Consider the following 15,330-nt stretch of genomic DNA (forward strand, 5'->3'; position numbering starts at 1 on the left):
AGCATTCAATGCGTACTCAACATTTTTCTCAGGAACACCAAGCGAGACCTATTTTTCCCTGGTCTCTTCCAATTTAATTTTCATGGTTGTGTTTATTATTTTTTATTTCCGTCAATATAAACATGTTCTGCATTTAAGCTTCCCTGATTATAGAGTACGTTTTGGAAATTATTCGTTTTAAAAGTGACAAAATCTGCTTTTTTCCCTGCTTCCAGCTGTCCTCTATCTTCAAGATTAAGGGCATAAGCTGCACGGAAAGTCATTCCTGCTAAAACTTCAGCTGTCGTCAGCTTTTGGAAAGTTGCCAAAATAGAAGCTTGTGTAATTAAATTCCCCATAGGCGCAGACCCGGGATTCCAGTCACTTGCAATGGCTACAATAGCTCCTGCATCTAATAATTTTCTCGCCGGAGTAAATTTCTCTCCCAGTCCTAAACTTGCACCCGGAAGAGCTGTTGCCACGGTATCAGACTGAGCTAAAAACTCAATATCTTCATCTATAGTAGCTTCTAAATGGTCCGCAGATTTCGCTCCTACTTCTACGGCTATTCTTGAACTTCCAGGAGTAAACTGATCGGCGTGTACCGTAATTTCAAAACCTAAATCTTTAGTTTTAAGTAAAAAATCTTTACTTTCTTCCGGCTGAAAAGCTGATTTTTCAATAAAAATATCTACACGTTTCGCTAAATCTTCTTCTTGTACTTTTGGTAAAATCTCAGTAAGAATATAGTTCAGATATTCAGAATTACTTCCGTCAAAATCCCTCGGCTTCAAATGAGCTGAAAGACAAGTAGGTACAAGGGTAGCTTTTGTAGATTTCTGTGCTTTCTTGATGATACGAAGCATTTTAAGCTCGTTTTCCACATCCAGCCCATAACCGCTTTTCACTTCAATTGTAGTAATTCCCAGATCCACCAGAAACTGAATTCTTTCCCGTAAGGTTATCAGCAATTCGTCTTCTGAAGCATTTCTGGTATGTTGTACAGAGCTCCAGATTCCGCCTCCACTTTCTGCGATTTCCAGGTAGGTTTTTCCTGCATTACGCATCGCAAAATCATTGGCACGGTTTCCTCCGAAACAGATATGAGTGTGAGAATCTACGAAAGCAGGAAGAACAATCTGCTCACCTTCTATGTTCTCGATTTCTATTGTTGGGTTTTCTGATTTTAATGTTTCAAAATTTCCGATTTTCTGAATAGTGTTATGATCTACAACAATTCCTCCATCAACAATAATTTCCAATTGTTCATCGGAAATTTTACCTCTTAGTGGTAAATTAGCAAGTGTTACCACCTGTTTAAATGGTCCTATTAATTTCATTAGTTTAAAGTTAATGCTAAAGTTTAGAAGACAGACAATAATTTTATCAATCGGCACCTATCTGCTAAACAATCAAGATTTCATTAATTTTTATTCATAATTTTTCCTCTCAAAAATACTTAAAATATCCCAATTATTGAATCTTGGACCGCTTCAATTTTATCATGAACATAAACCTTCATCCTAATCTTCACCTTTTCTCAATCATCCCTTCAACCTTAGTCTAAATTTGTTATCTTTGAAGTAAATGAAATGAATTAATGCCAGATTTTTTACATCCAGATAAGGAAAACTACTCACGCGAGGAGCTAATGCAGGAAGAACAGATGCGTCCCCAGAGCTTTAAAGATTTTGCAGGGCAGAGAAAAACGCTGGAAAACCTTGAAGTTTTTGTTACCGCAGCCAAAAGACGAGGCGGTGCACTGGATCATGTTCTATTACATGGCCCTCCGGGTCTTGGGAAAACAACCTTAGCCAATATTATTGCCAACGAATTAGGAGTAAACTGTAAAATCACCTCCGGTCCTGTATTGGACAAACCGGGAAGTCTAGCAGGTCTTTTAACCAATCTGGAAGAAAATGATGTGCTTTTCATTGATGAGATTCACCGTTTATCTCCTGTAGTGGAAGAATATCTGTATTCAGCGATGGAAGATTATAAAATCGACATTATGCTGGAAACAGGCCCTAATGCAAGAAGCGTTCAGATTGGGCTGAATCCTTTTACACTGGTAGGAGCTACTACCAGAAGCGGCATGCTTACCAAACCTATGCTTGCCCGATTCGGTATTCAAAGCAGACTGGAGTACTACTCTGTTGAACTTCTTTCCATGATTATTCAAAGGAGTGCAAGGGTTTTAGGGATAAAGATTTATGAGGATGCTTCCATTGAAATTGCGAGAAGAAGCCGCGGAACACCGAGAATTGCCAATGCATTACTGAGAAGGGTTCGTGACTTTGCTGAAATCAAAGGTAACGGAGAAATAGAGATCAATATTACCAAATATGCATTGAATTCTTTAAATGTAGATGAGTTTGGTCTTGATGAAATGGATAACAAAATCATGCGGGTTATGATTGAAAATTTTAAAGGGAAACCTGTCGGAATTTCTGCATTAGCAACTTCCATCGGAGAAAATCCGGAAACTTTGGAAGAGGTCTATGAACCGTTTCTTATTCAGGAAGGATTTATTATCAGAACTCCCAGAGGAAGAGAAGTTACCGACAAAGCCTATCAGCATTTACATATTTCAAGACCGAAAAATCCGGGTGAGTTATTCTGATTCAGGATATAAGGTTTACCATATAAAGAAAGATCAATAATGTTTGTACCTAAATTATACAAAAGCGAGGATCTGGATCTGATGAGGGCTATTATCAGAGAGAATTCCTTTGCTTTACTGATTTCTTCCGGTGATAAGATCCGGGCGACCCATTCTATGATGATTCTAAAGGAAGATGATCCGGAAAACATTTATATTGAAGCTCATATTTCCAGAGCCAATCCGCAGGCAAAAACCTTAGAAAACGGGGATGAAGTTCTTTGCGATTTTTTGGGTGCCCATACTTATATTTCCAGCAGTTGGTATGATCATGTCAATGTATCAACCTGGAATTATGAAGCAGTACAGATCTATGGAAAAGTAGAAGTGATGCATCAGGATGAACTTTATAGTCACCTGGAAAAATTAACTTCCAAATACGAAAAGTTCCAGCAGTGCCCGATGATGGTGAAAGATATGGGAAGAGAATTTGTAGAAAAAGAGATGAAGGGAGCTTTCGGAATCAAAATAATTCCTACAGAAATATTTATCAAACATAAGCTTTCGCAAAACAGAAAAGAAACGGATTTTCAGAATATCATTTCCCATCTTGAAACATCATCAGATGAAAATGCCCGGAAAATTGCTGAAAAAATGAAATTAATAAAAAAATAATCAAAATATACATATGAAGCTATATCCAATACAATGTGGAAAATTTAAACTGGACGGCGGTGCCATGTTCGGAGTCGTCCCAAAGAGTCTGTGGGAAAAAACAAATCCGGCAGACGAAAAAAACCTGATTGAACTCGGAACCCGCTCCCTTCTTATTGAGGATGGCAAAAAATTAATCCTTGTAGACTGTGGTCTGGGTAATAAACAAGATGATAAATTCTTCGGACACTACGCTCTTTGGGGAGATGACAGTCTGGATAAAAATTTAAAGAAATACGGTTTCGTAAGAGAAGATATTACCGATGTATTCCTTACGCACCTTCATTTTGACCACTGTGGCGGGGCTATTGAATGGAATGACGATAAAACGGGATACAGACCTGCTTTTAAAAATGCACATTTCTGGACTAATGAAAACCACTGGCAGTGGGCTACAGAGCCTAATGCAAGAGAAAAAGCCAGTTTTCTGAAGGAAAATATCATCCCGATGCAGGAAAGTGGTCAGCTGAATTTTCTGCCCCTTCCTACCACAGGAAATTATGGCTTTGCTCCGGATCTTAAAATGGATGTTATCTTTGTAGACGGACATACGGAAAAACAAATGTTACCGGTCATTCAGTATCAGGAAAAAACAGTAGTCTTCGCTGCGGATCTTATTCCTACAGCAGGGCATATTAATCAGGTCTACGTAATGGGATATGATACAAGACCTCTCCTAACATTAGAAGAAAAAGGTAAATTCCTAAAACAATGTGTAGATAATGAATACCTGTTATTCTTTGAACATGATGCTCATAACGAACTGGCAAGTCTTAAGATGACCGAAAAAGGAGTAAGACTTGATGAAACGTTTAGTTTTAATGATGTTTTCGGATATTAATTTTTAATCATGGAAGAATTACATTCAGAAACACAATCTATTGAACCGGAACCCAAGATTATCGGGTTAACCGGAGGAATAGGCTCAGGGAAAACCACAGTGGCCCGCTTTATTGAAGAATTTGGATTTCCAGTTTATTATTCTGATGACAGAGCCAAGACCATTGTTAATGATCATGATGGTGTAAAGGTCAGAATTAAAGAACTTTTAGGAGATGAGTCTTATGATCAAAACGGATTATATGACCGAAAATTTGTCGCAGATAAAGTTTTCAGCAATAAGGAACTGCTTCAAAAACTTAATGAAATCATTCACCCTGCTGTACGCCTTGATTTTGAAAGCTGGGTCAAAAAGCAAACCAAATATCTGATCTTTAAAGAAACAGCATTATTATTTGAGCTAAAACTCAACAGACAATGTTATAAATCCCTTCTGGTGACTGCTGAAGACAATATCAGAATTAAAAGGGTTATGGACAGAGATCATAAAACGTATCGTCAGGTAGAAGCTATTATGGAAAAACAGATGTCTGAAAAAGATAAGATTAAAATAGCGGATTATATTATCTATAACAATACAAATCTGGAAGATTTAAAAGAACAGACGGAACAGGTCATCTTTAGTATTGAATAAACAAAACTCGTTAGGAAGATTTCCTAACGAGTTTTTTAATAAGCCTCCATATTGATAAAAAAATAAGCCTCCGTTTCCGGAGGCTTATTCTATTGAAATTTAATTATTATTCTTTAACAAATTTCTTCTGCGCTGAATTTCCATTGTCATCAATATCGATTACATAAACACCGTTAATTAACTTGCTTACGTTGATTTGATTATTCAACAGAATACCATCTGCGATCAACTGTCCGGCTGCATTGTATATTTTATATTTCGCTTTTTTGCTTATATTTTTCACATACAATACTGTACTTACCGGGTTAGGATAGATCAGAATATCAGTCTGGTTCAGAGGGTTGGAAACTGCCGGCTTAGTGATTCTTACTGTATAGTCTTCAACTTCACCGTTTTTAAAGTTAACACAACTTACAGGAATTCCGTCTCTTGACATAGCAACTCTCATTACTACATATTTGTAATCTGTCATGCTTACAAATGCGTCTGCAGGAACACTGAATTTACCGGATACAGGAGTTGTGGTATTAGGAGGTGAAGTAAATACTCTCTCGTTAATATCAAATTCTCCGTTTCTGTTGAAGTCAATCCAAACTGCAATTCCTTCGTTATAGTTAGTTCCTGTCCATTTCTTTTCAATGATGATTTCATTGTCTGCAGACCCCTGGATCATTTCTATAAACTTGGCTGGAACACCGGTATAATCCGTATAGCTGGAAGCACCAGATGCATTTTCCATCACAGGTTTTCCGTTCGGCTTCACAGTAACTTTGGCGATATGCTCTCCAGCTGCATTTTCTGATCCCATCTTACAATACATTACCGTAGGTGTTGTAAAGTAATACAGCGGTGTAAAATTACCAGGTCCGCCGCTACAGATATTAGCCACCTGCATTTCGTATTTTGTAAGTTCTGTTAATCCTGTTAATACTACGTTATTAACTGGTGTTGGAACTTCTGTCCAGCTTGGAATACCTACTTTTCTATATCTTAGAATATAAGTTGCTCCAGGGAAAGGATCCCATTTCACTTCAGCTTTTGTTGGCAACAACTGTGTAATCGTTAATCCCGGAGGCGGAATCTCACAAATTCTTTCCGTAGTAAATACTTTTGGATTAGAATAAGGATTCGGCGTAGATTCTCCTACGCATTGGTTAGCGATCTGTACTTCATAAGTAGTATATGGAAGCAACGGAGTTGTAGTACCCAACACATAGGTATTGGCAGGTGGGGCAGGTAAATTAACGGTAACCCATCCTGTTGCTCCGGATCCGTATACTCTGTATCTCATAATATAAGTAGAGCTTGCAGCGAGTGGCGACCACGTCACTAAAGCTGTGGTAGGAGTAATATTACTGATGGCCACATTCGGAGGAGTAGGATCACATCTCGTTGTAAATGTTTTTATCGGAGTCGCATTACCTATTGTATCACCACAAAGGGCAGCTACCTGAACTTCATATGTTGTGGCAGGAGTTAATCCGTTTACAACAAGCGGAACATTTCCAAGAAGTGCAGAAGCATAAACCTCAGTCCATGTCGTTGTATTTTGTACTCTGTATCTTACGACGTAACTTACGTTATTTGTCATTCCTGTCCAGTTGATGGTAACTGAGTTATAAGTAGGGACCATAGTAGTTAAGGTTGGCGTAGCTGTACTACATGGTCTCAACTGTACTCTATAATCTTCTACTTCTCCGTTGACTGCATTCTGACACATTACCGGAGCACTTGTACGTTTTAATACCACTCTCATGGTAGTGGTCAAAGGACCTGTATAAGCAGTTGCCGGAACAGAGAATGTACCTGTAACTGGAGTTGTTGTATTAGCAGGTGTATTAAGAATCCTTTCTGCATCGGTAAACTGCCCGTCTCTGTCAAAGTCAATCCATACTGCTACAGCATCATTATTCGTAGCACCTGTCCATCCTTTAGCTACAGAGATCTTGTTATTATTAGATCCGATATCTAAAGTAACCAACGTCTGAGCACTTGTATAAGCAATATAATTCGTTTGTACTGAAGTATTACTCATCACCGGAACACCAGGGTTAGAAGAAGTAACTGTTACATTTGAGATGTGATCGTTAGCTCCGCTACCTGTCATCTGGCAGTAAGATAATGGTGGTGTTGTAAATGGTACTGCTGTAGAGAATGCCCCGGTACTGCCACTACATATGGTCTGTACCTGCACTTCGTACTGAGTCTGTTCAGTTAACTGAGCGGTATTAGGAATTGTATATGAATTTCCTGTAATACCGTTTACCGTCGTATATGCTCCGGCAGGATTTATCTTTCTGTATCTCAGGTTATAAGTTGCCCCTGTAGTTGCTACCCAAGAGAACGTTGCGCTTGTAGCCGTAAGATTTGAAACGGTAATATTCGTTGGAGGAGCAGTGGTACATGGCTGCTGATCAATAAATCTCACAGAATAATCTTCTACTTCCCCGTAATCAAATTGTCCAAAACTACCACAAGGTTCAGGAACAGCATATTGCTTCATCGCTACACGCATACGTGTTGGCTGAGCTCCCGTATACACAGGCTGTCCTACTAAAGTAAAGGTATTCGTTACAGGAGTCGTTGTATTACTTGCTGTATCTAATACTTTTTCACTTGGTTCAAAGATTCCGTTTCTATTGTAATCGATCCACGCAACCACTCCATAAGAAGAAGTAGAACCTGGCCAGTATTTATTAACAGATATTTTATTTCCTGCAGAACCTCTTACCAAGATAATTGATCTTGTAGGATCTGTAGTATAATCTTTATATACATCATATCCGGAATCACTTACCATAAGCGGTGCGTTGGTAGGTGTTACCACGACCTTATTGATATAACCATCCGAAGTGGTATTCACAGGACTCGGGTCACAATAACCAAGAGCGAGTGTTGTAAAGTTTGTGCTTGCAGAGAATGCTCCCTGGGTACCGCTACATACTGTTGCTACCTGAACTTCGTACTGAGTTGCATCAGTCAGGTTACTAAGCGTTACATTACTAGCCAGCACAGCTGTTACAGGCAATGTAGTCCAGGTCGGGTCAGTAAGTTTTTTATATCTTACCACATAAGAAGCTCCTGTAGCAGGAATCCAGCTTACAAGTGCAGTACTCGCTGTAATACTTGTAACCGTGATATTATTTGGAGGTGAAGCACTACAAGGCTGTAAAGCAATAACATTCAGATTAAAATCAACATAATTACCATACGAAGCCGGTCCGCAAGAATTCAGCGTTCCAATATAAGAGGTTGCTACTCTTACTCTGTAATTTCCAGGAGCTTGTCCTGAAGGGATAACAATATTAGCGGATGCAGCAGTTACATAGCTAGGTGTAGCTAAAATAGTTTCTCCTGCTCCGTTAAAGTTCATATCATTATTCCAGTCAACCCATACATAATAATAGTAAGTACTGGTACCTACAGCTAAATTCATATTTACTGTTGTTCCTGGTATTGCAGAGAATGGTGTGGCAGTACTATTTACGTAAGCCTGATAAGAATTGGCTGTATAGTTAAGGTTCGAAATACCACCTGTTGTTTTAATACTAGTCAGGTAGTATGATGTTGAACTGCTACCTCCTGTAGGTATGCAGTATCCTGTATACAACGATGTTGAACCAGTCCATGAACTTTGATCTGTAGCACTACATCTTGCTCTTACCCAAACATAATAGGTGGTATTGGGCAACAACGGAGAAAGAGTTGTTGAAGTTCCGGTTGTAACAGTTTGTGAAGGAACTGTTGCCGCTGTTGGAGCAGTATTGGTGGTACTATAATACACATCATAACCACCAGCTGGTGTGTATGAATAGGCTGTCCAGTTTACTACAGCACTTGTTGGCGTTACAGTTCCAATAGTAATTGAACCTCCTGTAGGCATAGGCGGACATGTAGGAGGAGTCAGCAAAGAAATTGCTCCCACCCACCAGCTCTGGCTGGTTCCACTACATTTTGCTCTTACCCATACATAATAGGTTGTATTTGGTAATAACGGAGAAATAGTTGCAGTAGGGCCTGTAACTGTTTGTAGAGGTACTGTTGCCGCTGTTGGAGCAGTATTGGTCGTACTGTAATACACATCATAACCTCCGGCAGGTGCTGGTGATGATGCCGTCCAGTTGATAACAGCATTTGTAGCTGTTACAGTTCCCAAGCTTAAAGCTCCCGGAGGAATACATGCAGGTGCAGGGCCATATGTAATCTGAAGATTTGGTCTGGTTGAAACCACCGTACCTGTTCCGGTAGGTGCTGTAGAATCTCCCTGAATATACATATGTCTGGATGTAGCTGTAGAATAAGTAATACCAGCTCCACCTGTTGTACCTGTTCCGGAACCTCCGTAACTTGTTTCAACCAATACAGTCAAATTATCCGTTCCATTATAATAAAAAGGATTTTGTAATGTAAAAGTATTCCAGCCTGTAGCTAGGCTGGTTATGTTTCCGTCATATACCAGAGTGGCTCCTGCGGTAGAGGCAGCCCAGTTTTGTGAGGAAAGTGTTGTTGTTGTACTTGGTACAGACTTTAAGTAAATTTTTACCGGAACAGTCGTTGACGAAGCTGTTGTAGCATTCCACGCTACAGAAAGAACGCTTCCTCCTGTTGGAGCACTTAGTTCCGTTGCCGTATACAGTGATGCCGATCTTTCGAACCCATAATAATTACCCAAAGGGTATCTTTGAGTACTGGTTCCGGTACCAATTGTAACGGTTTGCGCTTGTAAGAATAGTCCGAAGACCATACAAAGCAGTGTTATGAGCGCCCGCCGGGGCCTGCTCATGTTACAGAGTAAAAGTACACTCATATTTTTTAAAATTTAATAGTGATAACGATAGTAAAAGAATAATAGGAGTTTCCTATTTCGGATGTTCAATGTTTTTCTTAAAAACATTCCCTTTTACAGACAATCTGTAGTAAATAAGTAATTTTCAATTCATAGGCTAATATTTTAATAATTACACAAATCTAATAATTTTTTCATTATTATACATCTGTTAAAATGTTTTTTTGAAAAAATTTCACAATAATACATTATATGATTTAAAATGAAAAATCCCCAGGAAAACCTGAGGATTTAACATTATAAGCATTTATATTATTTTTTGATAAACTTAGATCTGAACTGTTCAGCGCCTTTTTCATCAACTGTAATTACATATGCACCTTTAATTAAAGATGAAACGTTAATTTTTCCATTGCTGATATTTCCACTGTCTATCAACTGACCGGCAGCACTGTAAATTTTATAAGCTGCCTTATCTGAAACTTTAGTTACGTTGATAACATCACTTGCAGGGTTTGGATAGATCTGAATACCGTCGTTTTTAATACCTGTTTCAGAAGTTGCAAGGTTATTTGTTATAAGCACGTTGTAATCTTCAACTTCTCCGTTAGGGAAATCTCCACAAGCATAATCACTTGGTAAATAAACTCCTGCGTTAGATGCTCCGGCATACATTAATAATACTCTCATTCTCAACGGGCTTCCCAGAACTGCTGTAGATGGTACTACAAATGTATTTGTTTTAGGAGTTGCTCCTACCGGGAATGATGTTACCGGTACATCAAGAACCAATTCTGAATCTTCAAATACTCCGTTTTTGTTAAAATCTATCCAGGCTACAAGACCGTTATACGCTGCTCCGGCGATTGTAATAGTAGGAGATACGCTTACTGTATATGTGTTATTAGCAATCAGTGTTGGCTGTAGCGCTGTATTGGCTGTAAAGTTACTATAACTTGTAGCACCAGTGGTATTATTAAGAGTTCCTAAAGTAACATTAGAAATATAGTTATATACCGGGTTTGTACCAGATGCTGTACAGTAAGTAACACAAGTTGTTGAGAATGTAAGTGATGGAGAATAAGTTCCTGTAGTTCCACCACAAACTGCTGCCACCTGTACTTCATAAGACTTACAATCTGACAATCCTGCTAATGCATAAGAATTACCTGATGCAGTTGCCTGAATCCATGTAGTATTACCTGATAGTCTATATCGTAAAGCATATGAAGAAGCTCCGCTTACAGGCGCCCAGTTAACAGTAGCTCCTGATATCGTGATATTATCTGCAAGAAGCCCTACCGGTACACTTCCACAAGCTACCTGAGCAGATACATATACTTTTTTAACAGCATAGAAAACGTTTCCAACGGCAGAAATTCTCATCACAACAGTTTGCCCGTTCAATGCTGCAGGCATTGTATAAGATTCAGAACCGTCGTTAGGTGTTGAAGCTGAAAGAACAGTCCATGTAGTTCCGTTATCTGAAGAATAGTCAATTTTAACATTAGCAACGCTATAAGGGGCTGCAGTAGTATTCGCAACATCCCAAGTTAAATTTGAAGCAGCATTGGTAAACAGGTATCCCTGAGTAAGCTGGAACGGCCCGTCATTTCCTACTGTAATAGTCTGCTGTGCCGTATTGGTCTGCTGTTGCGTTACATCAGGATTATTATCTCTTACCGTAATGGCAAAATTGGAGGTTCTTGCTACCTGTGAAGTAGACTCCCAGGTATTCAATGAATTATCCAAAACGCCGGCAAGCACTGAAGAAAACTTAGGGAAATATCTTGTAGGGCTTGTCGTTGGTAAAACAGATCTGAATGATGCTCCTACCGTAGTTGTTCCCAGGTTCGTTTTGTTAATCGTAACAGATCCGTTAACAGGATCATAAGTAGGGCTGTCAACTTCTTCCCATGTATAAGTCATCGGATCATTTTCAGGATCCGTTACATTGGCCGTTAATACAAACGCTGTTTTTTTAGGAATCGCGTAATTAGAAAGAGCTCCGATTATAGGGGCACTATTGTTAACAGAAGTTTCAACATCACAAGTTTTGGCAATCAGGTTGGTTTGAACCTGTCCGATACTTACTTTGTGGAAGTAAGGATCAGAATGTGCCTGTACATCTGTAGCAGCTCCTGTGATCCCTGCATATCCCATAATTGTAGAACCTGAACCTGGTTCAACATTCATGTTGTAAGGCTCAATACCATGTGAGAAAGTATGGTTAGCTCCAAGCTGGTGTCCCATTTCATGGGCAACATAGTCTATATCATAGCTATCTCCGGAAGGGTTACCATCAGCAGGAGAAGTAAATCCGGAACCTTTTTGTTTAGAAAGTGAAGTAGCCGGTGTAGGTGAAGTGGAAGGATCAATACAAATACAACCAATACAACCAGCGTTTCCACCACCTCCGGAATCTCCGAATAAGTGACCGATGTCGTAGTTAGCACTTCCTACGTTTACACTTAAAGTTCTCTGAAGCTGAATATTCCATCCATTTGCATTACTTGCGTTAGCAGATGCTGTTCCTACACTAGGATCAGAATAAGGATCGGTAGCTCCGTTTAAGTAGATTACTCCCGGATAATTCTGTAAGTTTAAGTGTAGTGCAAAATCTTTTTCAAAAACACCGTTTACTCTTGTCATTGTTGCATTAATCTGCGTTAATGCACCGGCAGTTGTTCCGCCAAATTTCTGAGTATACTCACCCGTAGTAGAGACTACTAATCTCATTGTACGGTATTTTTTATCTGAGCTTCTGTTAAATGTTCCTGAATTGTGAGAAAAATTTCTTGCAGTATTGTACATTTCCTGCATATCTCTTACGGCAGCAGGATCTTCTGTTGTAGCACATTCAAAAGGTTTATTTCCTCCTGCTGTTTTGTTCGTTTTAGGGTGTACAGAGTACAAACCGTTAGCTTTATCTACGGGATCAATAAATTCATAATCCCCTCCGCTAAACAACATTGATTGGAAATCATTTGGTGCTACAGAGAATCTGATCTGTCTTGTCGGGTCATCAACTGAAGTTCCGATATAAGAACCAAGCTCATATTGATCTGCCAATTCTTTTACAACTACAGGGAAACTGTACACATTAAATCTTTCGATTTTTCCACTTAAAGTAGGTATAGAAATAACAACCGGTCTAGCATTGGAGCCCATTTCCTGCGCTCCTTTCAATTGAGATCTTAGTAAATCTATATTCAGTTTGAAATGCGATTCCATGCTAGTGGCCCTCATATCCACTGTTTTTTTCTTGCTGTATACCTTAGCAGTGGCGGGTGTCCATTGTCCAAAAGCGGCCCCTCCTACTAACGTACACATCAAAGTAGTAAGTAGTCTTCTCATAAATTATTTTTTTTTAAATTCACATTTCACAAAACTATAAAAACATTAACAATAAAATGCACAAAAGAATAAATTTTTTAAAACAATTTAAAAAATATGTTAAATAACAGAGAAAAACACACCACAAACATGAATAAAATAAAGAACAATCATTGAAAAACAAAAACACAATTAACACCTAAAAACACCCATCATTAAAGCTTTCACACCATATAACTCAAATAATTAAATACCAACACATTCTGAGTATAAAAACAAAATCCCCGGCTTATGCCGGGGATTTTTCGTTATGTAAAATAATCTTATTTTTTAATGAATTTAAAGTTTTCAGAAATATTATTATCATTTATTGTGATAATATAGTTTCCTTTTAATAACTCAACCACATTTACCTTATTATTATCAATCGATCCTTTTTTTACAATCTGCCCTACTGCATTATAAATTTCAAAAGTTGCTTTAGGAGATGCTTTAGTAATATTTAAGATATCGTTTACCGGATTTGGATATATACCTATCGCCGTTTTTTCTTTTATATTCTCTTTGGTACTTAATGCTCCTGTTACTTTGAACACTCTTTGCTGAGAAGCTGTAAAATCATTTCCTGCAACAACCACTACTCCTGAAGAATTTAAAATTCTGTAATACCCATCATACTCATAAATACCATCACTTTCACTGTCATTAATCGTGAATGTATAACAGTCATTTTGCGGAAGCACCCAGTTTTGCGTCAGCAACGCCGGGAAATCAGGGTCTGTATCCACATAAGGACCTCCACTGTATAGTATTGTACCTGCGCTGTTTTTCAAATTCCATGTAGTTTCTGATCCGTAATAATCCTGTTGTAATTCAAATGTAAAATTAGTATTAGTCACAGGTACTATATTTCCAAGTACCGCAACAGAAGAGTTATTTCCCGCTCTTTGATCTGAAGTTCCATTTACAGAAGTAATCTGAGCAGAAACAGAACCTGTTGAAACACCTGAAGGAATAGTAATGATTACATATTTATCCTGAGTAAGATTACCTGACCAGTTGATCGTCTGCGATGCACCGCCGTTTACAGAATAAGTAATTACGGCAGCCGTAAGCGGGCTAGTTCCTCTGTTATATAACGAAAACTGTGCGTTTATTGCAGGCTGAGAATCTGTACATGCATTCTGACTACAATTTCTTTCCGCTTTCAATTCCGCATCGTTAGCAAATAACGGAATAGCCAGATCCGCCGTAGAAGTTACCAGCTCCATTCTTCTTGGAGAATTACTCATTACCACGGTAATTCTATCTTTTTGATTCACGGTGAAAATATTCATACATAAATCATTGGTATAATCCATATAGTTCTCAAACATTTCATCTGCGGTATTACAGCTATTTGGTTTGGGATGGGAAGGACATCCTCCATTGGATGCTCTGTGAACCGGGGTATCCGCGCAATAGTCATCACCACAAACAGAATCTCCCCAAATATGTCTTAATCCTAAAAAGTGTCCGACTTCGTGAGTCATTGTTCTTCCACGATCGTAAGGAGCATTCAGCAGGAAAGTACCATCATTATAAGCACTGCTTCCAAATGTAGAATAATTAGCAACTACCCCGTCGGTATCAGCATATCCTCCATTGGGATCTAATCCCTGTAAATTTGAATTGGAAGGAAACTGAGCATAGCCAAGCAGCTGACCATCCGAGAATCTCACGCTCCACATATTCATATATTTCGTAGGATCCCATATTGTAAGAGGTTTCACATAGCTGTCAATAGCAGAGGTAGCCCAGGCCGTCTGACAAAGATTTACACGATCTATCCCGTCAGTAGGATTACCGTTCGGGTCTACTTTTGCCAATGCAAACTGAATCATAGTATCAGCTCCTACAGGATTCGTATTAAATCCCGGGGTGCCGGCTGCCTTTCTGTAATCATTGTTCATCACTGTAATTTGCGACTGAACCTGAGCATTGGTAATGTTAGGTGCTACTCCCAAAGCCTGCCCGCTATGAATAACATGCACTACAACAGGTATGGTAATCACGCCGCCGTTTTGTGATCTCTGATTGCTTTTTGCATTGGCAATCAAAGGAGCAATCCATGCTTCAAATTCGGCATCAGTCATTCTTTTCGGATCCTTTTGCTGCAGCATATTTTCATATTCCGATGATGCGCATCTAATAAATCCGTTTGTCTTTCTTAATTCTTCCAGCGTATATTTCTTTCCAAAAACAATTTTATCCTGAGTATCCTTTTGTGCATACACAGAGCAAAAACTTATCAAAAGAAATAAGAAAGAAAATCTAAAAGTAATTTTTCTCTTCATTTTATGATATTATTAATTAATCCCGCAAATATATATTTTTTTAACATATTTTACAGGTATTGATCCATAAAAAAACATAAATATCAATAAAACAAAAAATACC

The 15,330-nt window shown here is 38.6% G+C and carries 8 protein-coding genes; 4 read left to right on the forward strand and 4 right to left on the reverse strand.

Annotated features, from left to right (window positions below):
• Positions 1-95: 95 nt before the first annotated feature.
• Positions 96-1,319: an imidazolonepropionase gene (hutI, locus tag JO178_RS17735; RefSeq protein WP_291938643.1), complete on the reverse strand. Its 1,224-nt coding sequence runs from the start codon at positions 1,317-1,319 to the stop codon at positions 96-98.
• A gap of 260 nt (positions 1,320-1,579) precedes the next feature.
• On the opposite strand from hutI, the gene ruvB reads away from it, so the two are divergent.
• The 4 genes from ruvB to coaE are packed head-to-tail and all read left to right on the forward strand — an operon-like array spanning position 1,580 to position 4,769.
• Positions 1,580-2,602 (forward strand): Holliday junction branch migration DNA helicase RuvB, encoded by a 1,023-nt coding sequence (ruvB, locus tag JO178_RS17740; protein ID WP_291938646.1) that lies wholly within the window; start codon positions 1,580-1,582, stop codon positions 2,600-2,602.
• 39 nt (positions 2,603-2,641) lie between these two features.
• The gene (locus JO178_RS17745) at positions 2,642-3,256 is read left to right on the forward strand and encodes an FMN-binding negative transcriptional regulator (protein WP_291938648.1); all 615 of its coding nucleotides are present in this window, start codon (positions 2,642-2,644) and stop codon (positions 3,254-3,256) included.
• A gap of 13 nt (positions 3,257-3,269) precedes the next feature.
• The gene (locus JO178_RS17750; protein WP_291938650.1) at positions 3,270-4,136 is read left to right on the forward strand and encodes an MBL fold metallo-hydrolase; all 867 of its coding nucleotides are present in this window, start codon (positions 3,270-3,272) and stop codon (positions 4,134-4,136) included.
• A 9-nt stretch (positions 4,137-4,145) separates the two neighbouring features.
• Positions 4,146-4,769: a dephospho-CoA kinase gene (gene coaE / locus JO178_RS17755; protein WP_291938652.1), complete on the forward strand. Its 624-nt coding sequence runs from the start codon at positions 4,146-4,148 to the stop codon at positions 4,767-4,769.
• A gap of 106 nt (positions 4,770-4,875) precedes the next feature.
• Here coaE and JO178_RS17760 read toward each other — a convergent pair whose 3' ends face one another.
• The 3 genes from JO178_RS17760 to JO178_RS17770 form a co-directional block, all read right to left on the reverse strand.
• Positions 4,876-9,513: a GEVED domain-containing protein gene (locus JO178_RS17760; protein ID WP_291938654.1), complete on the reverse strand. Its 4,638-nt coding sequence runs from the start codon at positions 9,511-9,513 to the stop codon at positions 4,876-4,878.
• Positions 9,514-9,867: 354 nt separating this feature from the next.
• Positions 9,868-12,912, reverse strand: a complete 3,045-nt coding sequence (locus JO178_RS17765) for a reprolysin-like metallopeptidase (RefSeq protein ID WP_291938655.1) — start codon at positions 12,910-12,912, stop codon at positions 9,868-9,870.
• A gap of 302 nt (positions 12,913-13,214) precedes the next feature.
• Entirely contained in the window at positions 13,215-15,227 is a 2,013-nt protein-coding gene (locus JO178_RS17770; protein WP_291938658.1) for a M43 family zinc metalloprotease, read from the reverse strand.
• Positions 15,228-15,330: the final 103 nt, after the last annotated feature.

It is taken from the genome of Chryseobacterium sp. (assembly GCF_019236175.1).
Classification (GTDB): domain Bacteria; phylum Bacteroidota; class Bacteroidia; order Flavobacteriales; family Weeksellaceae; genus Chryseobacterium.

What these genes read in the sequence shown, in the direction of transcription:
- hutI (WP_291938643.1), bottom strand. Translation starts at nt 1,319, where the DNA reads ATGAAATTAATAGGACCATTTAAACAGGTGGTAACACTTGCTAATTTA.
- ruvB (WP_291938646.1), top strand. Translation starts at nt 1,580, where the DNA reads ATGCCAGATTTTTTACATCCAGATAAGGAAAACTACTCACGCGAGGAG.
- JO178_RS17745 (WP_291938648.1), top strand. Translation starts at nt 2,642, where the DNA reads ATGTTTGTACCTAAATTATACAAAAGCGAGGATCTGGATCTGATGAGG.
- JO178_RS17750 (WP_291938650.1), top strand. Translation starts at nt 3,270, where the DNA reads ATGAAGCTATATCCAATACAATGTGGAAAATTTAAACTGGACGGCGGT.
- coaE (WP_291938652.1), top strand. Translation starts at nt 4,146, where the DNA reads ATGGAAGAATTACATTCAGAAACACAATCTATTGAACCGGAACCCAAG.
- JO178_RS17760 (WP_291938654.1), bottom strand. Translation starts at nt 9,513, where the DNA reads ATGGTCTTCGGACTATTCTTACAAGCGCAAACCGTTACAATTGGTACC.
- JO178_RS17765 (WP_291938655.1), bottom strand. Translation starts at nt 12,912, where the DNA reads ATGAGAAGACTACTTACTACTTTGATGTGTACGTTAGTAGGAGGGGCC.
- JO178_RS17770 (WP_291938658.1), bottom strand. Translation starts at nt 15,227, where the DNA reads ATGAAGAGAAAAATTACTTTTAGATTTTCTTTCTTATTTCTTTTGATA.